Origin of the sequence: Spirillospora sp. NBC_01491, assembly GCF_036227065.1 — a bacterium.
Lineage (GTDB): Bacteria > Actinomycetota > Actinomycetes > Streptosporangiales > Streptosporangiaceae > Spirillospora > Spirillospora xylanilytica.
On sequence record NZ_CP109432.1, the window covers coordinates 6,339,545 to 6,363,715 of the forward strand.

General features: G+C 73.7%; 19 protein-coding genes. 13 read left to right on the plus strand and 6 right to left on the minus strand.

The genetic code is table 11. The features are described 5' to 3' along the window. Positions 1 to 104 precede the first annotated feature (104 nt). Entirely contained in the window at positions 105 to 1,205 is a 1,101-nt protein-coding gene (locus tag OHA34_RS29480) for a DUF1972 domain-containing protein (protein WP_329519543.1), read from the minus strand. 180 nt (positions 1,206 to 1,385) lie between these two features. On the opposite strand from OHA34_RS29480, the gene OHA34_RS29485 reads away from it, so the two are divergent. From OHA34_RS29485 to OHA34_RS29495, 3 genes are read left to right on the plus strand one after another with little or no spacing between them, the layout of a single operon-like run. Next, positions 1,386 to 2,537: a glycosyltransferase family 4 protein gene (locus OHA34_RS29485; protein ID WP_285938120.1), complete on the plus strand. Its 1,152-nt coding sequence runs from the start codon at positions 1,386 to 1,388 to the stop codon at positions 2,535 to 2,537. After that, positions 2,537 to 4,087, plus strand: coding sequence for a hypothetical protein (locus tag OHA34_RS29490; RefSeq protein ID WP_329519544.1), 1,551 nt, complete (start codon positions 2,537 to 2,539; stop codon positions 4,085 to 4,087). The genes OHA34_RS29485 and OHA34_RS29490 overlap by 1 nt, the downstream gene beginning before the upstream one ends. Next, entirely contained in the window at positions 4,084 to 5,382 is a 1,299-nt protein-coding gene (locus tag OHA34_RS29495; RefSeq protein WP_329519545.1) for a lipopolysaccharide biosynthesis protein, read from the plus strand. The genes OHA34_RS29490 and OHA34_RS29495 overlap by 4 nt, the downstream gene beginning before the upstream one ends. Here the strand turns inward: OHA34_RS29495 and OHA34_RS29500 are convergent. The 3 genes from OHA34_RS29500 to OHA34_RS29510 form a co-directional block, all read right to left on the minus strand. After that, a complete protein-coding gene (locus OHA34_RS29500; RefSeq protein WP_285938117.1) occupies positions 5,359 to 6,381 on the minus strand; it encodes a sulfite exporter TauE/SafE family protein in 1,023 nt (340 codons plus the stop codon). The genes OHA34_RS29495 and OHA34_RS29500 overlap by 24 nt on opposite strands. Positions 6,382 to 6,489: 108 nt before the next feature. Next, a complete protein-coding gene (cysC, locus tag OHA34_RS29505) occupies positions 6,490 to 7,965 on the minus strand; it encodes an adenylyl-sulfate kinase (RefSeq protein ID WP_285938116.1) in 1,476 nt (491 codons plus the stop codon). Positions 7,966 to 8,093: 128 nt separating this feature from the next. Continuing rightward, on the minus strand, positions 8,094 to 8,873 hold the full coding sequence (locus OHA34_RS29510; RefSeq protein ID WP_329519546.1) for a class I SAM-dependent methyltransferase: 780 nt from the start codon (positions 8,871 to 8,873) through the stop codon (positions 8,094 to 8,096). A 213-nt stretch (positions 8,874 to 9,086) separates the two neighbouring features. Between OHA34_RS29510 and OHA34_RS29515 the strand changes: the two genes are divergently transcribed. The 3 genes from OHA34_RS29515 to OHA34_RS29525 are packed head-to-tail and all read left to right on the plus strand — an operon-like array spanning position 9,087 to position 10,755. Beyond that, entirely contained in the window at positions 9,087 to 9,554 is a 468-nt protein-coding gene (locus tag OHA34_RS29515; protein ID WP_329519547.1) for an adenylyltransferase/cytidyltransferase family protein, read from the plus strand. Further along, entirely contained in the window at positions 9,551 to 10,315 is a 765-nt protein-coding gene (locus OHA34_RS29520; RefSeq protein WP_285938113.1) for a CDP-alcohol phosphatidyltransferase family protein, read from the plus strand. Before OHA34_RS29515 ends, OHA34_RS29520 begins: the two co-directional genes overlap by 4 nt. Next, positions 10,312 to 10,755 (plus strand): adenylyltransferase/cytidyltransferase family protein, encoded by a 444-nt coding sequence (locus OHA34_RS29525; RefSeq protein ID WP_329519548.1) that lies wholly within the window; start codon positions 10,312 to 10,314, stop codon positions 10,753 to 10,755. The genes OHA34_RS29520 and OHA34_RS29525 overlap by 4 nt, the downstream gene beginning before the upstream one ends. A gap of 86 nt (positions 10,756 to 10,841) precedes the next feature. Here OHA34_RS29525 and OHA34_RS29530 read toward each other — a convergent pair whose 3' ends face one another. Together OHA34_RS29530 and OHA34_RS29535 are read right to left on the minus strand one after the other, a co-directional pair. Further along, positions 10,842 to 12,404 (minus strand): MFS transporter, encoded by a 1,563-nt coding sequence (locus tag OHA34_RS29530; RefSeq protein ID WP_329519549.1) that lies wholly within the window; start codon positions 12,402 to 12,404, stop codon positions 10,842 to 10,844. Then, entirely contained in the window at positions 12,401 to 12,985 is a 585-nt protein-coding gene (locus OHA34_RS29535; protein ID WP_285938110.1) for a TetR/AcrR family transcriptional regulator, read from the minus strand. Before OHA34_RS29535 ends, OHA34_RS29530 begins: the two co-directional genes overlap by 4 nt. A 268-nt stretch (positions 12,986 to 13,253) precedes the next feature. On the opposite strand from OHA34_RS29535, the gene mfd reads away from it, so the two are divergent. From mfd to OHA34_RS29570, 7 genes are all read left to right on the plus strand, one after another. Then, positions 13,254 to 16,823, plus strand: coding sequence for a transcription-repair coupling factor (mfd, locus tag OHA34_RS29540; RefSeq protein WP_329519550.1), 3,570 nt, complete (start codon positions 13,254 to 13,256; stop codon positions 16,821 to 16,823). A gap of 59 nt (positions 16,824 to 16,882) precedes the next feature. After that, complete coding sequence (locus OHA34_RS29545; protein WP_285938107.1) at positions 16,883 to 17,533, plus strand: hypothetical protein; 651 nt, start codon at positions 16,883 to 16,885, stop codon at positions 17,531 to 17,533. A 2-nt stretch (positions 17,534 to 17,535) separates the two neighbouring features. Further along, entirely contained in the window at positions 17,536 to 18,519 is a 984-nt protein-coding gene (locus OHA34_RS29550) for a MazG family protein (protein ID WP_285938106.1), read from the plus strand. Between the two features lie 220 nt (positions 18,520 to 18,739). Beyond that, positions 18,740 to 20,986, plus strand: a complete 2,247-nt coding sequence (locus OHA34_RS29555) for a transglycosylase domain-containing protein (RefSeq protein ID WP_329519551.1) — start codon at positions 18,740 to 18,742, stop codon at positions 20,984 to 20,986. Between the two features lie 82 nt (positions 20,987 to 21,068). After that, entirely contained in the window at positions 21,069 to 22,013 is a 945-nt protein-coding gene (locus tag OHA34_RS29560; protein ID WP_285938104.1) for an NADP-dependent oxidoreductase, read from the plus strand. A gap of 15 nt (positions 22,014 to 22,028) precedes the next feature. Then, the gene (gene nhaA, locus OHA34_RS29565; RefSeq protein ID WP_329519552.1) at positions 22,029 to 23,906 is read left to right on the plus strand and encodes a Na+/H+ antiporter NhaA; all 1,878 of its coding nucleotides are present in this window, start codon (positions 22,029 to 22,031) and stop codon (positions 23,904 to 23,906) included. After that, a complete protein-coding gene (locus OHA34_RS29570) occupies positions 23,903 to 24,118 on the plus strand; it encodes a hypothetical protein (protein WP_285938102.1) in 216 nt (71 codons plus the stop codon). The genes nhaA and OHA34_RS29570 overlap by 4 nt, the downstream gene beginning before the upstream one ends. Positions 24,119 to 24,171 lie beyond the last annotated feature (53 nt).

Here is a 24,171-nt window from a genome sequence, read left to right on the forward strand (position 1 = left end):
GTCTCACGTCAGGGCCAGATCCGGCTGCCCGCCGGGTGAGTCGCCCGTGCGGCGCGGGGCCCGTCCGCCTGACCACATCCGGTCAGGCGGACGGGCCCCGCGGATCATTTGCGGGGACGGACGGTCTTGCGGGTCAGGCGGCGTGCGGCCAGGTCCTCGCAGAGGCGCTCGTACGAGGCCGCCACGTCGTCCCACACGTAACGCTCGGCGGCGCGCTTCCGGGCCGCGGCGCCGCGGTCGGCGGCCTCGCCGGGGGCCGCCTCGGCGGCCTCGACCTCGGCCGCCAGGGACGCCGCGTCACTGAAGAAGCGGCCTGCCTCCGCACCGAGGACCTCGCGGTTGAAGTTGACGTCGTAGGCCACCACGGACGCCCCGGCCCCCATCGCCCGCAGGAGGGACGGGTTGGTGCCGCCGACCGAGTGCCCGTGCAGGTAGGTCAGCGCGCCCGCGTACAGGGCGTCGAGGAGGTCCTGGTCCCAGACGCCGCCGAGGAAGGTGATCCGCGGGTCGTCGCCCGCGAGCTCCTTGACCTCGGCGGTATAGGCGTCGGCGTACGGGGCGGAGCCGACGACCACGAGCGGCTTGGTGGCGCCGCTGCGCCGGTAGCCCTCGACCGCCACGTGGACGTGGTTCTCCGGCTCGAAGCGGGCGACCACCAGATGGAAGCCGCCGGGCTCGTAGCCCGCCTCGGCCAGCTTGGCGGTGTCGGTCTCGTGCAGGATCGGCGCGCCGTAGGCGATGAAGACCGACTCGGCGGCGAACCGCTCGCGGTAGTAGTCCTGGATGCCGACCGCGTCGGCGATCAGCGCGTCCGACCAGCGGACCGAGAGGGACTCGGCGGCGCGGTAGTAGCGCCGTCCGGTGCCGCTCCACTTGGTGCGCTTCCACTCCAGGCCGTCCACGTGGGTGGCCACCGGGACGCGCAGGGTGCGCAGCACCGGCAGGAGCGGGGAGTTGGCCGCGTTGAAGACCAGCGCCACGTCCGGACGGCGGCGGGCTGCGTGCAGGACCGACAGGCCGGTGTGGCTGAGGGTCTCGGCGACCTTCTTCTTCACCGCGGGCAGATGGACCAGCTTCATTCCGAGGTATTCGGGCTCGGGGTGCCGTTCGCCCCGGCAGTAGACGGTGACCTCGTGACCCGCCGCGGCGAGCCGTTTGCCGATCTCCTCCACCGCCGTCTCGAAGCCGCCGTACCTTGCCGGCACGCCGCGAGTCCCTACCATGGCGATGTGCACCCTGGCCCCCAGTCTGTTTACGTTGCCTTTTGTGCTAATCCGCACAGGCTATGCGGAAGGTGCGATGCGTCTCGGCGGTAAACGAGAGTTAATCTGAGAGCGGCGGGAGACTGGTATCCGGTGAACCCGCACGATCGTGAAGGTGGGGATGTGGGCGCACGAGACGCGAAGTCCGTCGTGGTGCTGGCGCACCCGTCACCCGATCTCTACGGCTCGGACCGGATGCTCATCGAGTCTGTCCGGGCGCTGGCGCCCGACTGGCGGGTGCTGGTGACGCTGCCGGCGGGCGGGCCGCTGTCGGCCGCACTGGCCGAGGCCGGGGCCGAGATCGTGATCCTGCCCGTGCCGGTGCTCCGCAAGGCGTACATGTCGCCGCTCGGGCTGGTGCGGCTGGCGTTCGCCGCGACGCGGGCGCTCCCGGCGGCGTGGCGGCTGCTGCGCCGCGAGCGGGCCGCGGTGCTGTACGTCAACACGGTGACCATCCCGCTGTGGCTGGTCGCGGCGCGGCTCGCCCGCGTCCCGGCGCTGTGCCACGTGCACGAGGCCGAGGACGGCGTGCCCCGCCCGGTGCGCGCCGCGCTGTCGCTGCCGCTGCGGCTGGCCCGCACGCTGGTGGTCAACAGCCGGGCCAGCGCCGCGGCGCTCGGCGGCGCCGGCCGGCGCGGCCAGGTGATCTACAACGGGGTGGACGAGCCCGGCCGGGTGACCGAGCCGCGCGCCGAGCCGGGTCCGCCGGCCCGGATCGCGCTGGTCGGACGGCTGTCGCCGCGCAAGGGCTCCGATGTCGCGGTCCGGGCCGCCGGACTGCTCCGCGAGCGCGGGTACGATACGTCCCTGACCCTGGTCGGCGACATCTTCCCGGGGTACGAGTGGTTCGAGGCCGAGTTGCGCGAGGCGGCCTCCGGCGAGGTGGTCTTCGCGGGCTTCCGGCCGTCGGTCTGGGAGTCGTTCGCCGAGGCGGACATCGCGATCGTCCCCTCCCGGGTCGAACCGTTCGGTAACGTCGCGGTCGAGGCGATGCTGGCCGGCCGGCCGGTGGTCGCCAGCGCCACCCAGGGGCTGGTCGAGATCGTCACCGACGGCGAGAACGGCGTCCTGGTCCGGCCGGACGACCCGGCCGCGCTGGCCGACGGCATCGCCCGCCTGCTCGACGACTGGAACGGCGCGCTGGCGATGGCCAAGCGGGCCCGAGCGGACGCCGCACGGCGGTTCGGCAAGGACCGTTACCACCGCGAGCTGCGGGAGGCCGTCCGCAGCCTCGCCGCCCCTGCCCACGCCCTCACGAGGACTCAGAGCCGCTGATGACTGCACAGACTCCCGTCCCGGCCACTCCGGAGATCAGTCTCGTCGAGGCCGTCTGGCGCTACCGCCTGATGTCGCTCATCATCGTGCTGGCGTCCGTGCTCGCCTCGGTCGCCGCCACCCAGATCATGTTCAGCAGCGTCACCGCCACCGCGCGGTTCGCCGTCACCGACCCGACCAACAACAACAACGTGCTGCGCATGGGCGTGGTCTCCGGTCAGGGGTACGCGACCTACACGGCGCAGCGCGCCGCGTTCGCCGGGTCCGCGCCGGTGCTGGCCCGCGCCGCGCAGATCGTCAAGGAGAAGAGCGGGCCGGCGCTGACCGGTGAGCAGCTCCGCGGCCGGGTGAAGACCTCCAGCAAGCCCGACGGCGGCGTGGTGATCGTGACCGCCGGTGGCGGCGACATGGCCGAAGCGGCGGCGATCGCCAACTCGGTGCTCCAGGCGTACAAGGAGGTCACGGTCTCCACCAACGTCACCAAGCTGGACGAGCAGATCAAGAACATCCAGGGCATGGAGCGCAAGGTCACCCAGGACCTCGAACTCACCCCGAACGCCGGCTCCCGCACCTACCGGACGCTCGCCGCCCAGCTCACCAAGCTCCAGACCGAGGAGAGCGGCCTGCTGTCGGCCCGGTCCAAGACCAACGACGGCCTCCAGTTCCTCGACACCGCCGACCCGACCGCCGCGTCCGGCAGCAAGCTGCCACAGAACGCCGTGATCGGCCTGGCCATCGGGCTGATCGTGGCCTGCGTGGTGTCGTTCCTGCGCGCCTCGGCGCCGGGCCGCCGCACCCGTCCGGCGGGCGCGTTCGGCGCCCCGGTGGAGGGCGGCCCGCTGGGCGGCGGGCCGGTGAACGGGGGCCAGGTGAACGGGGGCCCGGTGAACGGCGGGCTGCCGGGCTCCGGGCCGATCCCCGAGCTTCTGTCGGGACGCTCGAGCGCGGTGGGCGGCCGGCACTCCGAGGAGTCCGCCCGCGCCGCCGAGCAGGCGCCACCGCCCAACGAGCGGCCCCGCGGGGCGCGCCGGGCGCGGGGCCGCCAGGCGCCCCCGCCGACCGACCGGTCCGGCCGGGTGTGGACCTCCGAGGAGGTGCACGGCCTCGCCGCCACCGCCACCTCACCGGCGTCCGCCACCACCGCGCTCCCCGCGACCCCGCCGCCGGTCGACATGGACCACGACCTGAAGGGGCTCAACGGGGTGAACGGCTCCCGCGGCCGTCCGACGGGCCGCGCCAACGGGGCGGCGCCGCGCGGCAAGTCCCCGTCGCCCTCGCAGTCGCCGGGCGCGCAGGGCACGCCCGGCTCGCGCGGCAAGGGCTCGCACGCCAAGGGCCGTCCCGACAAGCTCGCCGACGACGACAAGCCCTCCCCGGTCGAGCCCCTCATCGACCCCTTCGCCGAGGGCGGCGACCCGACCCGCACCGCCGAGGACATCGGCCGCGCCGCCAAGCGGGCCAAGCCCGCGCCTGGCAGGCGCGCCCCCGACAAGGGCTCCGGCAAGGGCAGCGGAGACTCGTCCCTGATGCATTACGACCTGGACAGGTGAGCCCGGCCGCAGCGGGGCGCGTCGCGGGGAAGGTCGGGCGTCTTCTGGCGTCGGCCGGCGGCGCCGTCACCGTCCAGTTCGTCACGGCGGGCGGCAGCCTGCTGGTCCAGGCCCTGGCGGCCCGCACCCTCGGCGCGTCCGGCTACGGCGCGTACGCGCTGTTCTTTGCCGTGCTGGTGATGATCACCTCGGTGCAGACCAGCTGGGTCGGCGACACCCTCACCGTCTACGACCGGTTCGAGCCGCGCATCCGCGGCGCGCTGCTGCTGTCGGTGGCCGGCACCGTGGTGGCCGGCGCCGCCGTCGGCGCGGTCGTCGCGGTGGTGATGGGGCTGGCCGGACCGGCGGGCATCGCGCTGTTCGCGCTGCTGGTCGCGCTCTGGCTGCTGAACGAGACCGGGCGGCGGATCTTCACCGCGCGGATGGAGTTCTGGCGGCTGACGGCCAACGACGCCTGCTACCTGCTGACGACGCTCGCGACCCTCGGCGCCGCCCTCGGCCTCGGCGCGGACGCGTCGGTCGAGCTGCTGCTCGCCGCGATGTGCGTCGGCTGCCTGTCCTCGATCGCGCTGGCCCGGCTGCGGCTGCCCGCCGCCGAGTACGCGCGGGCGCCGCTGCGCGGCACCGCGTTCCGCGAGATCGCCGGATTTGCGTGGTGGCGATCGATCCAGGCGGGCATCCGGCCGAGCGCGCTGCTGGTCGCCCGCATCATGATCGCCGGATTCGCGTCGACCGCGGCGCTGGCCGGGGTCGAGGCGGCGCGGCTGCTGCTCGCGCCCGCGCTGACCTTCGTGAACGGCGCGGGCTGGTTCCTGCTCGGCGACTTCGCCGAGGCCGAGCGGGCCGGCACGCCGATGCGCGCCCGGCAGGCGGTCCGGGCCTGCGGCCTGATGGCCGGGATCGCGCTGGTGATGAGCCTGGCCGGCATTCTGCTGGTCGACTGGCTGGGTCCGCTGGTGACCGGCGGGTCCTTCGAGGTCGACCGCACCGCGCTGGCCGGATGGGGCGTCTACGCGGTCTGCTTCGCGTGCACGCTCCCGCTGGCGAGCCTCGCCACGGCGCGCAAGCGGTCCCGCACGGTGTTCACCATCCGCGGCGTCGAGAGCGTCACCGGGCTGCTCGTCCTGACGGCCCTGCTGATCTCCGACCCGGCGCACGCCGCGTACGCCCCGTACTGCCTGGGCGGCGGCGGGCTGGTATCGGCGGCGCTGCTGTGGCGGATGCTCCGCAAGGGCGACCCGCCGCGCGAGGCGTCGTCCACCGCGGTCTCCTCAGAGGGACACCTCGTCGGCTGACCCGGTCGGTCCGGTCGGCGCCGCGGCCCCGGCCGGGCCGGCGGGTGCCGTGCGTCCCGCGCTCGCGTCCACCGGGCCGGCGACGGCGGCGTGGCGGCGGCGCAGCACGAGCCAGGCGCCGGTGGCGGCGGCGACCAGGCCGACGAGCGTCCAGGCCAGCGGGACGGCGCCCAGCCCGAACATCTTGAGCGCGGAGGCCACCAGGACCACGGCCAGGACGCGGCGGATCAGGCCGCCGGGCGCCCGCGAAGAGATCTTGGAGCCGAGGTAGACGCCGGGGATCGAACCGGCCAGCAGCGCGACGGTGACCTCCATGTGGAAGTCGCCGAACAGCAGGTGCCCGAGCGCGGCGGCGAACACCAGCGGCACCGCTTGGAGCAGGTCGGTGCCGACGAGCTGGTTGGCCTTCAGCGCCGGGTACAGCGCGAGCAGCGCCACGATGATCAGCGAGCCGGAGCCGACCGAGGTGACGCCCACGACCAGGCCGCCGACCAGCCCGACCAGCACGGTCGGCACCGGCCGGACGACGATCTCGGGCGCCGCGCCGCCGCTCCCCTCGTCGCCGGTCCCGCCGTCCGCGCCGCCGCCCCGTCCGGCCGTGCGGGTACGGTCGCGCATGGCCTGGTAGCCGCGGAAGACCAGGCCTGCCGCGGCGATGAGCAGTGCGACGCCCATCGCCTTCTGGATCAGATCCTGTATCTGGTCGCCGCCCCCGAGCGCGCGGGCCAGCAGGACGCCGGAGAAGGCCGCGGGGACCGAGCCCACGCACAGCCAGGCCACCAGCCGCAGGTCGATGGTGCCCTGCCGGTAGTGCACCGCACTCCCGATGGGTTTCATGACCGCGGCGGCCACCAGGTCGCTGGAGACCGCGGCGAGCGGGCTGACGCCGAAGAAAGTGACCAGCATCGGCGTCATCAGCGCTCCGCCGCCCATGCCGGTCAGCCCGACGACGATGGCGACCAGGAACGAGCCGAGCGCCATCGTCCAATCGAAGTCCATCGCTATGACCTACCGGGTATATAGGAAAAATCGATTACCAGGGTAAGCACATGACCAGGCGGGACGTCCACCCGGGGGGTCGAATCCCGGGCGGCGGGCCGGACGGGCTCAGGCGGTGCGGACCCAGCCGCCCTCGACCAGCAGGTCGAGCACCCGGGCGACGGCCTCGTCCGGTTCGAGCTGCGAGGTGTCGAGCACCAGGTCGGCGTCGCCCGGGGCCTCGTACGGGTCGGAGACGCCGGTGAACTCGGGGATCAGCCCGGCCCGCGCCTTGGCGTACAGGCCCTTGCGGTCACGGCGCTCGCACTCCTCCAGCGGTGTGGCGACGTGGACCAGCACGAAGTCGCCCGCCGCCGCCACCATCCGGCGCACCTCGGCGCGGGTGGCGGCGTACGGCGCGATCGGCGCGCAGATCGCCACGCCGCCGTGCCGGGTGACCTCGGCGGCGACGTAGCCGATGCGGCGGATGTTGGTGTCGCGGTCCGCCCGGGAGAACGTCAGCCCGCCCGACAGCAGCCGCCGCACCACGTCGCCGTCGAGCAGCGTGACCGTCCGGCCGCCGCGCTCGATCAGGGCGTCCGACAGCCCGCGCGCCACCGTCGACTTGCCCGACCCCGACAGCCCGGTGAAGAACACCGTGAGGCCGCGCTCGAACTTGGGCGGACGGGCCACGGCCAGCTCGGCGGCGACCGCCGGGGGTGTGAACCAGTCGGGGACGGGCTCGCCGCGGTCGAGCAGCTCGCCGAGCCGTTCGGCGGTCAGCTCGGCCTTGACATGGTCGGGCGCGATGCGCGCGACCGGTCGCCACACCTCGACGTCGGCGTCGTAGGCCCACGGCTCGGGCACGACCACGTCCGTCGCGGCGCCCTCGGCCTCGCTTTCGGCCAGCAGGTGGGTCGCGCCGTAGGCGGCGGCGACGTGCGAGCGCAGCAGCACGTCGCGCGCGTGGTCGTGGTCGTCGCGGGCGGGCAGCGGCACCGGGATGATCCGGGCGCCGTCCGGCAGCTCCCTGCGCACCGCGAGCAGCGCCCGCACCAGCGCCTCGTCGTGCTCGCCGCTCAGCAGCGGCAGCACCAGCACGCGCGCGGAGAGCCGCTCGGCGACCTGGCGGAGCTGCCCGAGCTGCTTGCGGTGCAGCGGCTCGCGGGTGGCCACCGCGAGGACGGGGCCCTCGTGGGGTTCGATCTCGTCCGGGCGGCGGCGCAGGCCGTGGAACGGTCCGTGTGCCGGTGCGCGCAGGGCCTCCAGCGGGCCGGCCAGCCGCCGCCCCTTGGTCGTCGGGTCCTGCCAGGACTCGGTGACCTCCAGCACCGCGAGCGGCACGCCCTCGGGGTCCTGGAGCACGACCCGCTCGTGTCCGGTGAGCTCCTCGGGGACCGCGAGGGTGACCGGCACCGGCCACGGGGTGCCGTCGGCGAGCCGCCCGCCCGCGATCACCATGGCGGCGTCGAACGAGCCGAGGAAGCCGGTCAACGGCCGGTACACGCCCGACAGGAGCAGCTCCAGATCGGCCAGCGCCACCGGATCCGGCGTCCAAGTGGGCAGGTCGCGCAGCGTGTCGGGCAGGCCGGCTTCGGCGGTCACCGCGGTCTCCGATCCCGCCCGGGTCCGGGACCCGGGCTGGTGCAGGTCAAATAGGGGTTTCCGGAGAAAATACCGAGGCCGGCGGGTGCGCGCACCTCGGCGCGGCGGCGGGGGCCGGGGGGGAGCGGTCAGATGACCCGGGCGAACCGGTTCTCCGGCTTGCGGATGATCAGGGTCACCTCGCTGTGCGCTGTGGTGAGGCGTCCCCGGCTGAGCGCCGACACCAGCCGGCAGAGCACGCCGGCGAGTCCGGATCCGGTCCCGAGCGCCTCGACGGCGTCCCGTGAGGTGTACTCCTCGGAGATCACCAGCCCGCGCATCACGCAGTACGCGTGCATGCCCTGCCGGGACGCCACCCGGTCGTAGATCGCTGGAGGCGGCGGGACGAACCGCCGCGCGGCGGCCCTGCCCGCGGCGCGCGCGGACCGGGAGCGGCGGGCGGGACGGTGCAGCCGGTTCCACAGCCGCTCGCGCAGGCGGCGCGGCAGCCTGCGGTCGAGGAAGCCGAACGCGGTGTCGCGGTCGCGCAACCGGAGCAGCAGCAGCCCGCCGGGCTTCATCGCGGCCACGAACCGGTCGAGCACCAGCTCGGCGTGCGGGACGCGCTCGACGAGGAACGGGGCGTGCACCACGTCGTAGGCGCGCGGCGGCATCGGCACCGTCCTCAGATCGCCCAGGTGCCAGCCACCGAGGTCGGTGCGGGCCCGGGTGTGCGCGCGCAGCGCGGGGTCCTCCACGTCGACCCCGGTGGACCGGTGCTCGCGGTCGCCGAGGTCGAGCCCGTCGCCCCAGCCGCAGCCCGCCTCCAGGATGTGGATCCGCTGGAGCGGCTTGTCGGCGGCGTACTGGCGCGCGCGTTCCGAGAACAGATCGCCGTCGTTGACCGGCGGCGTACGCAGATCGGTCACAGTCTCGCAGCGTAATCGCCCCACTGCGCACAGTCCGGTATTTGCCGGTTCTCGGTGCGGACGTGTCGCCGTCCGCGACGGTGTCATCGCAGTTCAGTGCGGGGTTTCGCCAGTGTTCACAACCATGACATCGGGGTGGTAAAGAGCTGCTAACGTACGTCTGATCCGCGACGGAACCGGTGGGCCCGGTCGCTTCACGGGCAAGGGGGATGCATGCACGGGGTGGTCGGTTTCTCGCCCGGGGTCTTCGACCTCTTCCACGTTGGGCACCTCGACGTGCTGCGCCGGGCGGACGCGTCCTGTGACCGGCTGGTCGCCGGGATCCTGACCGACGAGCTGGCCGAGCGCCTGCACGGCGCCCGCCCCATCGTCCCGCTGATCGAGCGCATGGAGATCGTGGGCGACGTCCGGCACGTCGACCGGGTCGTCCCGCTCGACGAGGCGGACCTGCGCGGCGTGATGGCCGGGCTCGGCGCCGCGACGCTGTTCACCGGCCGTCCCGACGCCCTGGTGCCGGAGGCCGCCGAGCGCGGGCTGGCCGGCGCCGGAGTGCGCGTGGTGCGGTTCACCGGCACCACCGAGACCGCGAGCCCGGTGCTGCGCGCCGCGCTGACCCGTGGCGGCGGCAGCGGCTCGGGCGGGCGCGCGGCGGGCGACGAGCGCAGAAGCTCGGTCGCGTGAGCGCCCCCGTCCAGGACGGCCCGCGCGCCGGCGAGGCGCCGCGCGGCTTCGGCGAGGCGCTGGCGCGGCTGTCGTCGGCGCAAAAGACCACCAAGGGCGCGCCCGCCTACTCGCGCTTCGTCAACCGCAAGCTCGGCCGACTCCTGGCCGCCGTCTCGTACGTAGTGGGGCTGACCCCCAACCAGGTCACCGGCATCAGCGCCTGCTTCACCTTCGCCGGCATCGCGCTGATCGCGCTGGTCGACCCGGCGCCCTGGCTGGGTGTGGCGGTCTGCCTGGCGCTGGTGGTGGGGTACGCCTTCGACGCCGCCGACGGGCAGCTCGCCCGGCTGCGCGGCGGCGGGTCCCCGGCCGGCGAGTACCTGGACCACATGGTCGACAGCCTCAAGATCTCCTCGCTGCACGGCGCGGTGCTGATCTCCTTCTACCGGTTCTTCGACCTCGACCGGTCCGCCTACCTGCTGATCCCGCTCGGGTTCACGGTGGTCGCCGCGGTGATGTTCTTCGGCATGATCCTCAAGGACCTGCTGGCCCGCGCCCGCCGGGCCGCCACCGGCGCGGCGCCGCCGCCGGCCGCCGCGCCGTCCACGCTGCGCTCGCTGCTGGTGATCCCGACCGACTACGGGCTGCTGTGCGTGGCGTTCCTGCTGCTGGGCGCCCCGACGGTGTTCCTGCCGCTGTACGCGCTGATCTTCGCGGGCAACCTGCTGTTCCTGCTGGCCGCGTCGGTCAAGTGGTTCCGCGAGGTGGAGCGCCTGTGACCGCCGCGGGCCCCGGCCGGACGGGCGTGGTGGGCTACGTGCCCGGCGCCTACGACATGTTCCACATCGGGCACCTGAACATCCTGCGCCGGGCCCGGGGGCAGTGCGACCACCTGATCGCCGGGGTGGTGACCGACGAGGTGCTCGAACGGGCCAAGGGCCGCGCCCCGATCGTCCCGCACGCCGAGCGGATGGAGATCGTCGGCAGCATGGGCTGTGTCGACGAGGTCGTCACCGACGTGTCCAGCGACAAGGTCGTCATGTGGGAGCGGCTCGGTTTCGACGTGCTGTTCAAGGGCGACGACTGGAAGGGCACCGAGAAGGGCGACCGGCTCGTCGCCGATCTCGGCGCGCGCGGCGTGCGCGTCGTCTTCTTCCCTTACACGGTGCACACCTCCAGCACGGCCCTGCGCCAGCTCATCACCGGCAACGGCTGCTAGACAGTGTTCAAGCCCGGCCCAGCGTCCTCGCCTGGCCGCTGAGACGCTGACCGCCCTTGGGCTCGGGCCGCCCCGCGATCTGCCCCCTAGTGGGCGGAGTCGGTGACGTCCACGGTGCGCGGGGTCAGCAGCCAGACCACGGCGGCGGTGACGAGAAGCAGGGCCCCGCCCGCTAGGCTCGCCCACTCCAGCGAGCCGGTGAAGGCGTGCTGGGCCCTGGCGACCAGCTCCGGCCCGGCCGCGCCGAGATGGCGGGCCGACTCGATCGCCCCGCCGAGCGATTCCCTGGCCTCCCTGGCCGCGCGGCCGGTGACGCCCTGCCCGGCGAGGGCCCGGAGGGTCAGATCGGCGCGGTAGACGACGGCGGCCACGCTGCCCAGCACGGCCACGCCGAGTGCGGCGCCGAGCTCGTAGCTGGTCTCCTCGATCGCCGCCGCGCTGCCGGACCGCTCCGGCGGCGCCCCCGCCATGATCACCGCGGACGCGATGGCGAGCGAGCCGAGGCCCGCGCCGACCAGCAGCAGCGACACCGCGACCGTGGCGTAGCCGAGCGGCTGCGGCCCAAAGAAGATCACCAGGAAGCCGGTGCCGCTGACGGCCAGCCCGCCGGCCAGCACCGGCCGGGCCCCGATCCGGGCGGCCAGCGGCGGCGCCAGCGGCGACATGATCGCCGCGCCGGCCGCCTCGGGCAGCAGCCGGACCCCGGTCTCCAGCGCCGAGTAGCCCTGGACGAGCTGCATCCACTGCGCCATCAGCAGCATCGTCGCGGCCAGCGCGACGCTGGTGGTCAGCGCGGTGAGGGTGCCCGCGGTGAACGCCCGCCCCTTGAACAGCCGGACGTCCAGCATCGGGTCGGGCCGCCGCAGGCACCGCCGGACGAACCAGGTCAGCGTGACGGCGGCGATGGCGGCGGCGGCGAGCGCGTCGGGCGCGGCCGGGCCGTCCGCGCCGAAGTGCTTGATCGCGTACACCAGTGTGACCATGCCGACGATGGACAGCGCGGTGCCGGCCGCGTCCCAGCGGCCCGGCCGGGGGTTGCGCGACTCGGGCAGCAGCCACCGTCCGGCCACGATCGCCACGGCCATCACGGGCACGTTCGCCAGGAACGCCGCGTGCCAGCTGAACGCCTCCAGCAGCGCCCCGCCGAAGATCGGGCCCAGGGCGGCGCCGAGCGCGGCCATGGTGGACCACACGCCGAGCGCGACCGCGCGCTCCTTCGGGTCGGTGAACAGGTTCCTGATCATCGACAGCGTGGACGGCATGATCATCGCGCCGCCCACGCCGAGCAGCGCGCGGACCGCGATCACCGCGCCGGCCGAGTCGGCCGCCAGCACCGCCAGGGACGCCAGCCCGAAGATCGAGAACCCGGCCAGCAGCATCCGCCGCCGGCCCCACCGGTCGCCGAGCGAGGCCGCGGTGACCAGCAGGCCGGACACCACCAGGGAGTAGACGTCCACCATCCACAGCAGCGAGACCGCGCTCGGCCGCAGGTCGGCGGAGAGCTCCGGCAGCGCCACGTTCAGGACGGTCATGTCCATCACGATCAGCAGCAGGCTGGCCGACAGCACCGCGAGCCCGGCCCAGCGGCGCGGGTGCGGCGGCGGCGGGGACGCGGCGGAGGCGCCCGCCGGGGACCGGGCGACGGTCATGGACGTTCCCCCGAACGGTCACGCGGGGCGCCGGTCCCATGCAGGAAGGTGGTCAGCAGCAGCCGCTCCACGTCGCGGCGGGCGACGTCGCCGCGCCGCAGGCCCTCGCGCGCGGCGATCAGCATCCCGCAGACGATGTTGGAGATCCAGCGGGCCGGGACGTCGTCGCGCAGCACCCCGGCCCGCTGGCACGCGGTGTAGAACGCGACCTCCCGGTCCACCAGCTCCTCGGTCCAGGCCATCAGGTCGGGGAGGTTGTTGATGAAGTGGTCGGTGAGCGCGAAGCCGTACTCGTCGGCGTCGGCCACGTACGCGCGCATCATCGCGGTCAGCGCGGCCTCCATCGCCGCCGGGTCGCCGGACGAGCCCGCCGCCTCGACGCCGGCCGCGCGCAGGGAACGCTCCCAGCGCGAGGTGGCCCGCTCGCCGAGCGCGTGCAGCAGCGCCTCGCGGCTGGCGAAGTGGCGGTGCAGCGTGGCCCGGCTGACGCCGGTGGCCTCGGCGATCTCGGCCATGGAGGCGCTCGGGTCCTCGTTCAGGTGCCGGGTCGCCGCGGTGAGGATCTTCTCGTCGGTCTTCATCTGCGTCCACAAGGTCTCGTATGCGACAAATGCGTCTCATATGGTACATCGTCGTCGCGCCGCCGACGTCCGTGCGGGCCCGCTGCGGGCCCGGCGCGGGCCCGGTGCCGCGGGCGTGCGGCCCTCCGCTTGCGCGTAGGCTGGTATGGACGCCGGGCCCCGTGCGGGATTCCCGGGTCTTCGGGCTGCCCCGAGGCTGGACGGGGGGCCCGCGTGGAGCGCCATACCGGCGTGCTCCCTCGGCGGGGCTGATGATTAGCGGGCGAGTATGACCCTTTCTGGACTGGTTGACCTGGCGTGCACCGATCCCGGGCTGGCACGCGCCCTCGACACCTTCACGGGCGACGGGCCGCGCGCCGATCACGAGGTCGTCGCGCCGTCCGCGCTGTGGCCGATCCTGGCGGCGGCGCTGAGCCGCCGGCTGGACGGCGGCGTGGTGCTGGCCGTGACCGCCACCGGGCGGGAGGCCGAGGACCTGACCACGGCGCTGACCAGCCTGCTCGACCCCGAGCGGGTGTCGCACTTCCCGGCGTGGGAGACGCTGCCGCACGAGAAGCTGTCGCCGCGCTCCGACACGGTCGGGCAGCGGCTGGCGGTGCTGCGCAGGCTGGTGCACCCGGGCGCCGCCGACGGCGCCGGGGGCCGCCTCAACGTGGTCGTGACCCCGATCCGCGCGGTGCTTCAGCCGATCGTGTCCGGGCTCGCCGACCTGGAACCGCTGCGGCTGCGGTCCGGCGACGACGCCGACCTGGACGAGGCCGTCCGGGGCCTGGTCGACGCCGGCTACCACCGCGTCGACCTGGTCGAGAAGCGCGGCGAGATCGCGGTGCGCGGCGGCATCCTGGACGTGTTCCCGCCCACCGAGGAGCACCCGCTCCGGGTGGAGTTCTGGGGCGACACGATCGAGGAGATCCGCTACTTCAAGGCCGCCGACCAGCGCTCGCTGGAGGTGGCGCAGGACGGGCTGTGGGCGCCGCCGTGCCGCGAGCTGCCGCTGACCGCGACGGTCCGCGAGCGGGCCCGGCTGCTGGCCGAGCGGCATCCGGCGCTGGAGGAGATCCTCGGCCGGATCGCCGATGGCGACACCATCGAGGGCATGGAGGCGTTCTCGCCCGTCCTCGCCGACAGCATGGAGCTGCTCACCGACCTGCTGCCGGAGGGCTCGGCGCTGCTGGTGTGCGAGCCCGAGCGGATCCGCACCCGCTCGGTCGAGCTCGTCCGCACCAGCCAGGAGTTCCTGGAGGCGAGCTGGGTCAACGCCGCCGCCGGGGGAGAGGCGCCGATCGATCTCGGCGCCGCCGCGTTCCGCTCGCTGGAGGAGGTCCGCCTGCACAGCGCCGAGCTGGGCCTGACGCGCTGGACGGTCACGGCGCTGACCTCCGATCGCGTCATCGCCGGGGAGGCGGGCGCGGGGGCCTCGGACGAGGCGCCGGCCCCCGACGGCGCGGGGGCCGCGCTCCGGCTCGGGGTGCAGCCGGCCGAGGCGTACCGGGGCGACACCGGACGGGTGGTCGCCGACCTCAAGGGCTGGATCGACGGCGGCTGGCGGGTCGTGCTGGTCACCGCCGGGCACGGGCCGGCCGAACGGCTCGTCCAGCTCGTCGGGGAGGAGGGCCTCGGCGCCGTCCTGACCGAGATCGCCGAGCCGCCGCGCCCGGCGCTGGTCAACGTGGCGACCGGGCTGCTGGAGAACGGCTTCAGCTGGGACTCGATCAAGCTCGCGGTGCTGACCGAGACCGACCTGTCCGGGCAGAAGTCCTCCACCAAGGACATGCGGCGGATGCCGTCCCGGCGGCGCGGCGGCATCGACCCGCTCCAGCTCCGGGCGGGCGACTACGTGGTGCACGAGCAGCACGGCGTGGGCCGGTACGTCGAGATGGTCAGCCGCACCGTGCAGGGCGCGACCCGCGAGTACCTGATCCTCGAGTACGCCAAGAGCGACCGGCTGTTCGTCCCGACCGACCAGCTCGAGGAGCTGACCCGCTACGTCGGCGGCGAGGCGCCCAGCCTGCACCGGCTCGGCGGCGCCGACTGGCAGAAGGCCAAGTCGCGGGCGCGCAAGGCGGTCAAGCAGATCGCCGGCGAGCTGATCCGGCTCTACTCGGCGCGGATGGCGAGCCCGGGGCACCCCTTCGGCCCCGACACCCCGTGGCAGCGCGAGCTGGAGGACGCCTTCCCGTACATGGAGACGCCCGACCAGCTCGCCGCGATCGACGAGGTCAAGGGCGACATGGAGAGGCCCGTCCCGATGGACCGGCTGATCTGCGGCGACGTCGGCTACGGCAAGACCGAGATCGCGGTCCGCGCCGCGTTCAAGGCGGTGCAGGACGGCAAGCAGGTCGCGGTGCTGGTGCCGACGACGCTGCTCGTCCAGCAGCACCTGTCGACCTTCTCCGAGCGGTTCGGCGCGTTCCCGGTGGTGGTCAAGCCGATCTCCCGGTTCCAGACCGACAAGGAGATCGAGGAGACGCTGCGCGGCCTCGCCGACGGCGTCGTCGACGTGGTCGTCGGGACGCACCGCATCCTGTCCTCGCAGACCCGGTTCAAGAACCTCGGCCTGGTGATCATCGACGAGGAGCAGCGGTTCGGCGTCGAGCACAAGGAGGAGCTGAAGCGGCTGCGCACGCAGGTGGACGTGCTGGCGATGTCGGCCACCCCGATCCCGCGCACGCTGGAGATGGGCCTGACCGGCATCCGCGAGATGTCCACCATCCTCACCCCGCCCGAGGAGCGGCACCCGGTGCTGACCTTCGTCGGGCCGTACGAGGAGAAGCAGATCGCCGCGGCGATCCGCCGCGAGCTGCTGCGCGAGGGCCAGGTGTTCTTCGTGCACAACCGGGTCAGGTCGATCGACAAGGTCGCGGCCAACCTCGCCCGGCTCGTCCCGGAGGCGCGGATCGCCACCGCGCACGGGCAGATGAACGAGAACCAGCTCGAACGCGTCATGGTCGACTTCTGGGAGAAGAACTACGACGTCCTGGTCGCGACCACGATCGTGGAGTCCGGGCTGGACGTGCCCAACGCCAACACCCTGATCGTCGACCGCGCCGACATGTACGGGCTCTCGCAGCTGCACCAGCTCCGCGGCCGGGTCGGGCGGGGCCGCGAGCGCGCCTACTCCTACTTCCTGTACCCGCCGGAGATGCCGCTCAGCGAGACCGCGCACGAGCGGCTCGCCACGCTCGCGCAGCACACCGAGATCGGCGCGGGCATGTTCGTGGCGATGAAGGACCTGGAGATCCGCGGCGCCGGCAACATCCTCGGCGCCGAGCAGTCCGGGCACGTGGCCGGGGTCGGCTTCGACCTGTACGTCCGGATGGTGGGCGAGGCGGTCCGCGACCTGAAGGAGGGCGGTGCCGAGCCGGCGGCCGTCGAGACCAAGGTCGAACTGCCCGTCGACGCGCACCTGCCGCACGAGTACGTGCCGGGCGAGCGGCTGCGGCTGGACGCCTACCGGCGGATCGCCGCGATCACCTCCGAGGACGAGATCGCCGGGGTGCACGAGGAGCTGAAGGACCGGTTCGGGCCGCTGCCGGTCCCGGTGCTCAACCTGCTGGAGGTCGCGCGGTTCCGGGCCAAGGCGCGCAAGGCCGGGCTGACCGACGTCACCGCGCAGGGCACCTTCGTCAAGTTCGCGCCGGCCGACCTGCCCGACTCCAAGCAGGTGCGGTTGCAGCGGCTCTATCCCAAGAGCATCATCAAGCCCGCGACGAGGACGCTGCTGGTGCCGGCGCCCAAGACCGCACCGCTCGGCGGGCGCCCGCTGCGCGACCAGGAGCTGCTGAAATGGGCCACCGACGTGGTCCAGGCACTGTTCCTGGAGCCCGCGCGCGCCTAGGCTGGCGAAATTCTCAAAATGATCATCGATGAGATGGGGATCCCGTGTTCGGTACACCCGTGAGGGTCGCGGCGGCCGTCGTGGTGGCCGCCGGCGCGCTGGCCGGCTGCGGCGGCGGCCCGGTGAAGATGGGCGCCGCCGCGCTCGTCGGCGACGACCGGATCAGCGTCACCACGCTCGACCAGGCCGTACGGGACTGGCAGCGGCAGTTCAAGACCGACCAGAACGCCAACCAGATGCGCGCCGACCCGGGCAACCCCGAGCAGCAGGTCGCCAGTGACACGCTGTCGGAGTCCGACCTGCGCGGCGCGCTGGCCGTCCTGGTCAACTTCCGGATCGGCAAGAAGGTGGCCGCGAGCAGCGGCGTCCACATCAGCGAGACGCAGGTCGACCAGGTCATCGCCTCGCTCGACCGGCAGGGCGGCGCCGGGTCCACCACGCTGGCCAACGGGCTGCCCCGCTCCTACACCCGCGAACTGGCGCGCTTCCTGGCCACCCGCGACCAGGTCGCGGCGAAGGCCGGCGCCGACGGGAACCCGCAGAGCCCGCAGACCATGCAGGCGCAGCAGCAGACCGCGCGGCTGTTCATGGACACCGCGAACGGGATGAAGATCAAGGTCAACCCGCGGTTCGGCTCGTTCGACCCGAACCAGGTCACGATCCGCCCGGTCACCGCCCGGCTGTCCGCCGCCGACCCCGGTATCCGCTGATCATGCGCCTGATCCTGCTGGCCACCACGCACCGCGTCGCGCCCGGCCTGCTCACCTGGAAGGCGTGGGAGACGCTGCGCTCGGCCGCCCGGGTGCTGATCCGCCACGACCACCCCCTGCTGCCCTACCTGCGGGACGCCGGCGTCCACCCGGAGGAGGTCACCGACCCCGATCCGGCCGGGCTCGTGGCCGCGGCCCGGCGCGGCGACGTGGTGTGGGTGGCGGCGCCCGAGGGCGACGAGCGGCTGATGCGCGACATCGGCGCGCTGGTGGTGGCGGCCCCGCTCGACGTCGAGGTGCTGCACGGGTCCTACGACCTGCCCGGCGCGCGGCTGCTCGACCTGGTCACCGTGATGGACACGCTGCGCCGCGAGTGCCCGTGGGACGCCGAGCAGACGCACGCCTCGCTCGTCCCGTACCTGCTGGAGGAGTCCTACGAGGTCGTCGACACCGTCGAGTCGGGCGATCTCGGCGGGCTGCGCGAGGAGCTCGGCGACGTGCTGATGCAGGTCGCCTTCCACGCCGTGGTGGCCGCCGAGCGCACCGACGAGACGGCCTTCACCATCGACGACGTGGCCGCCGGCATCGTCGACAAGCTGGTCCGCCGGCACCCGCACGTGTTCGCCGACGTCGCCGTCACGGGCGCCGACGAGGTCACTGCCAACTGGGAGCAGATCAAGGCGGCCGAGCGGGAGGCCAAGAGCGGCGCCGAGGCGTCGGTCTTCGACGGCGTCCCGATGGGGCAGCCCGCGCTGTCGCTCGCCGCCCAGCTCCAGCGCCGCGCCGCCCGGATCGAGGCCCCCGCCGAACTGGCCGTCCTGGCCGAGAACGCCGAGGCCACCGATGGTTCGGGGATCGGTGCCCGGCTGTTCGAGCTGGTCTGGCTGGCCCGCGAGCAAGGACGTGATCCCGAAGCCGAGTTGCGGGCCGTCGCGCGGGTATTCCATGATCGTGTCAGGGCTTGGGAGCGCGAAAAGGACGGGTAAAGCGCTCGCCCGCGTTCGGAAGATCGCCCGTGGGGTGGTCCGGAAGAGCACACCCCTTTACGCTGGGCCCGTGCTGGGTGGGGCGGGAGACGGCGACGGTCGGCCTGCCGACCCTGCCTCCGGCGCAAGAACGCCCGGCGCGAGGCGGCCGGACGCGGGACGGCCCGGCGCGAGGCGGGGACGCTCGTTCGGGTCCCGGTCCTCGTCCCGTGCCGACAAGGTGCGTGCGCTGCGCGGCCTCGGCGGGCTCGGCGTCCTGGCCGGTTTGATCGTCGCCCTGATGCTGCTGCCCGCCGTGTTCACCACCGGGGTCGGTGCCCGCGACGCCGCCGACTGGTTCGAGCGGGAGCCGGACGGGCTCAGCACCTCCGGCGTCCCGGAGCGGTCCACGATCCTCGCGGCCGACGGCTCGACGCTCGCCACCTTCTTCTACGAGAACCGGGTGGACGTCCCGCTCGGGCAGATCGCCCCGATCGCCCGCCGGGCCGTGCTCGCCATCGAGGACAGCCGCTTCTACGAGCACGGCGCGCTCGACTCCCGGGGCACGCTCCGGGCGCTGGTCAGCAACCTCGGTTCCGGCGAGGTCACCCAGGGCGGCTCGGGCATCACCCAGCAGTACGTGAAGAACCTGCTGCTCACCCAGGCCGACACCGCCGCCGAGCGGAGCGCGGCCAAGGAGATCTCCACGGCCCGCAAGGTCCGCGAGCTGAAGTACGCGGCGGCGCTGGAGAAGCGGTTCTCCAAGGACGAGATCCTCCGCCGCTACCTCAACATCGCCTACTACGGCGACGGCGCGTACGGCATCGAGGCGGCGTCCCGGCACTACTTCTCCAAGCCCGCGTCCCGGCTCGACCTGAACCAGGCGGCGCTGCTCGCCGGGATCGTCCGCTACCCCTACGCCTACGACCCGACCCGGCACGCCGGCGCGGCCAAGGCGCGCCGCGACACCGTGCTGAGGCGGATGGCGGGCCTCGGCTGGCTCGACCGCGCGCAGGCGGAGGCGACCCTGCGCACGCCGCTCGGGCTGCGCGTCCAGGAGACCCACAGCGGCTGCGTCACCAGCAAGGCCCCGTTCTTCTGCGACTACGTGCAGCGCGAGATCCTCACCAACCCGGTGTTCGGCAAGGGGCGCAAGGATCGGGAGAAGCTGCTCAAGCAGGGCGGGCTGACGATCCGTACCACCCTCGACTGGCGGACGCAGAAGGCGGCGCAGCGTGCGGTCGACCGGCACGTCCCGCGCAAGAACTCGGCGCGGAAGGCCGCCGCGCAGGCGCTGGTGCAGCCGGGCACGGGCCGGGTCCTCGGCATGGCCGTCGACCGCGGGCTCGGTCCCGACAGGGAACGCGGCAGGACCTGGATCAACTTCGCCGCCGACGCCTCGCACGGCTCCAGCATCGGGATGCAGTCCGGCTCGACCTTCAAGGTGTTCACGCTGGCCGCCGCCCTCGAACAGGGCATGCCGTTCGGCACCAGGCTGATGGCTCCGCGCGGGTTCACCCCGGTCGGCTACCGCGACTGCGACGGGCGCCGGGTCGGCGATCCGGGCGCGTCGCTGCGCAACTCCGCCGACGGCGAGGGCGGACGGCCGTTCAGCCTGGTCACCGGCACCCAGCACTCGGTCAACACGTTCTTCCTCAACCTGGAGCGCCGGGTCGGGCTCTGCGACACCGTCAAGATGGCCGAACGCCTCGGGATGCGGCAGGCCAACGGCAAGCCGCTCCAGCAGTTCCCGTCGTTCACGCTCGGGTCCAACCCGGTGTCGCCGCTGCGGCTGGCCGCCGCGTACGCCGCGTTCGGCGCCCGGGGCCGCTACTGCGGGCCGGTCGCGATCACCCGCGTCACCGACGCCGCGGGGCGTCCGCTCAAGGTGCCCGGCGCCGGCTGCAGGCAGGCGGTCGACAAGGGCGTCGCCGACGCCGTCAACCACGTGCTGCGCGGCGTCCTCACCAAGGGCACCGCCAGCGGGATGGGGATCGGGCGGCCCGCCGCCGGCAAGACCGGCACGGTCGACGACTTCTCCGCCGCCTGGTTCGCCGGCTACACCCCCGACCTGGCCTCGGCGGTCTGGGTCGGCGACCCGCGCGGCGGCTACCGGCACCCGATGACCAGCCTGTGCATGGACGGCCGCTGCTACGGGGCGGTGTTCGGCGCGACCATCCCGGCGCCGATCTGGCAGGACACCATGCGCGCGGCGCTCGCGGGCGACCCCGCGGCGCGGTTCCACCGTCCGCCCGTGCGCTTCTTCAGCAAGGGGTCGGGGGAGGAACCGCCCAAAAGGCCCAAGGACGCGAAGGGCAGGAAGGGGAAGCCCCGCAAGGGCGGCCCGAAAAGGGACGGACGGAGCCCGGACGCGGGCGGACCGGGCACGCCCGGCGTCCCGGGCGTCCCGGGCGCCCCAGGGGCCCCGGAGGCCCCCGGGGCCAGGATCGGCCCGGACAGCCCGGCCGGCGTCCCGGAACCCAACTGACCCCGGCTCCGTGTGGCGGGGCCGCCCATCGGGTAGATCGTCCGCGGACGACCTTTCGCACGTCTACCGGGGGATCACATCCATGCGCGCCATCGCCGTGTCCGAATACGGGGCCACCCCGTCGCTGATGAACGTGCCGCGCCCCGAGCCGGGGCCCGGCGAAATTCTGGTCAAGGTGGTGGCCGCCGGCCTCAACCCCTTCGACTGGAAGGTCGTCGACGGCATCCTCAAGGACACCGTCGAGGCGTCCTTCCCGATCGTGCTCGGCACCGACGGCGCGGGGGTCGTCGAGGAGGTCGGGCCGGACGTGACCCGGTTCCGTCCCGGCGAGCAGGTCTTCGGCGGGTTCCAGGACCTGGCCCGCGGCACCGGCACCTACGCCGAGTACGCGATCGGACGGGAGGACGCCCCGATCGCGCAGATGCCCGAGGGCCTGATCTACACCCAGGCCGCCGCGGTGCCGACCGCGAGCACCACCGCGTTCAACCTGGTCCGTGAGGCCCAGCTGGACGAGGACCAGACCGTCCTGGTGGTCGGCGCGACCGGCGGCGTCGGCCAGGCCGTGGTGCAGCTCGCCGCGAACCAGGGCGCGAAGGTCATCGCCACCGCCCGCGAGGACATGGCCGAGGAGATGCGCGGGCTCGGCGCGGCCGAGATCGTCGACCACGCCCGCGGCGACCTGAACGGGCAGGTGCTGGCCGCGCACTCCGACGGCATCGACACCGTCATCGACATGGTCAGCGACAAGGCCGGCGTCGAGCGGCTCACTACGCTGCTGCGGCCCGGCGGCACCTACCTGAGCACCATCTGGTCGCTGAACCCGGACGCGTTGGCCGCGCAGGAGATCCGCGGCGTCAACCTCCAGAACTCCTCCAGCACCGGGCTGCTGGAGGAGGTCGGCGACCTGATCGAGGCGGGCAAGCTGAAGGTGCGGATCCACCGGGAGGTGTCGCTGGAGGAGGCGCCCGCGGCGCTCGCCCGCAACCGCGCCGGGAGCTCCCGTGGCAAGACCGTGATCCGTGTCTGACGCCGTCGCGGCCCCATGACCGAGCGTTCCGTCGCGTCCCGCGCGGTGCCGGAGGGGCTGCGCAGCTTCCTGGCCACCGAGACCGGCAGCACCAGCGTGCTGCTGGCCGCCACGGGGGCCGGGCTGCTGTGGGCGAACCTGCCGTTCGGCGACTCCTACGAGGCGTTCTGGCACACCCGCCTGTCGGTGACCCTCGGCGCGGACGCCTTCTCGCTGGACCTGAGGGAGTGGGTCGACGACGGGCTGATGGCGCTGTTCTTCTTCGTCATCGGCCTGGAGATCTCCCGCGAGATCACCGTCGGGCAGCTCCGCGACCGGCGGGTGTTCGCGGTGCCGTTCGTGGCGGCGCTCGGCGGGATGGCCGTCCCCGCGCTGCTGTACGCGCTGGTCAACATGGACGGGCCGGGAGCGGGCGGCTGGGGCGTTCCGATGGCCAGCGACACCGCGTTCGTGCTGGGGCTGCTCGCGGTGATCGGCACCCGCTGCCCCGAGCCGCTGCGGGTGTTCCTGCTGACCCTCGCGGTGGTCGACGACGTCGGCGCGATCCTGGTGGTCGCGGTGTTCTACACCGAGGACCTGTCGGTCGTCGCGCTGCTGGTCGCGGTGGCGCTGTTCGGCCTGATCGTCGCGCTGCGCTGGCTGCGCGTCTGGCGCGGGCCCGCCTACGTCCTGCTCGGCCTCGGGGTGTGGGCGGCGATGCTGGAGAGCGGCGTGCACCCCACCCTGGCCGGGATCCTGCTCGGCGCGACCGTGGTGGTGTACGCGCCGAAGGACCACCAGATCCTGCGCGCCGGCGAGCTGGTGCAGGCGCTCTCGCGCGAGCCGAGCCCGGAGCTGGCCCGGCAGGCGACCCGCAGCGTCCAGCGGACCGTGTCGATCAACGAGCGGCTCCAGCTCCGGCTGCACCCGTGGACCGGCTACGTGATCGTGCCGATCTTCGCGCTCGCCAACGCCGGCGTGGTGCTGAACGGCGACACGCTGCGGCAGGCCGCGACCTCGCGGGTCACCCTCGGCATCGTCGCGGGCCTGCTGGCGGGCAAGTTCGTCGGCGTCGCGCTCGGCACCTGGATCCCGCTGCGCTTCAACTGGGGCGACCTCGGCGGCGGGCTGGTGTGGGGCCAGCTCCTCGGCGGCGCGGCCGTGTCGGGCATCGGGTTCACCGTGTCGCTGTTCATCACCGGCCTCGCCTTCGCCGACGACCCGGCGCTCCAGAGCGAGGCCAAGATCGGCATCATCGCCGGGTCGCTGCTGGCCGCCGGGCTCGGCTTCGTGATCTTCCGGCTGGCCTGGAACCGGGGCGCGGCCTGCGCCCCGCCCGGCGCCGTCCCCGTGACCGAGGCCGAACGCGAGCCGCTCGCGCCGGTCACGCGGCGGGACCACGTTCTCGGCCGCGCGGACGCGCCGGTCACCCTCGTCGAGTACGGCGACTACGAGTGCCCGTACTGCGGCCAGGCGTTCGGAGTACTGGAAGACCTCCAGGACCAGTACGGCGACCGGCTCCGGTTCGTGTTCCGGCACTTCCCGCTGCGCGAGGTCCACCCGCACGCCTTCTCCGCGGCCCTCTGCTCGGAGGCCGCCGCCGACCACGGGGTGTTCTGGGAGATGCACGAGGTGCTCTTCGGCCACCAGCTCGCCCTCACCGACGCCGACCTCACCGCCTACTGCGAGAGGTTCGGGTTCGATCCCTGGGAGGACCTCGACCGCCACCGCGACCGCGTCAACGCCGACCGGGAGTCGGGCGAGCGCGCCGGAGCCGCCGGGACGCCCACCTTCTTCATCAACGGGAACCTGCACGAGGGCCCGCACGACCTGGCCTCGCTCGGCGCGGCGATCGACGCCGCGCTGGCCGGCCGGGACCCGTCCGGGGCGTGCCACATCGGGGGAGAGACATGAACGACCACGACCGGCGGGCCAGGCTCCGCGAGATCGACACCGACCTGCGCGCGTTGCGCGCCGAACAGGTCGCGCCGATGGAGGGCGCGGGCGACTCCGGCGACGAGGGCCAGAACCTCCACGAGCGCGAGGAGCTGGCCGGCCAGATCGAGGGCCTCGAGGCCGAGCGGCAGCGCCTGGCCGACGCGCTGGACGGCCGGGAACAAACCTGACGTCCTCCCGGTTCAGTTGCGTGACGCAACCAGCAGGGAGGCGACGTGACCGC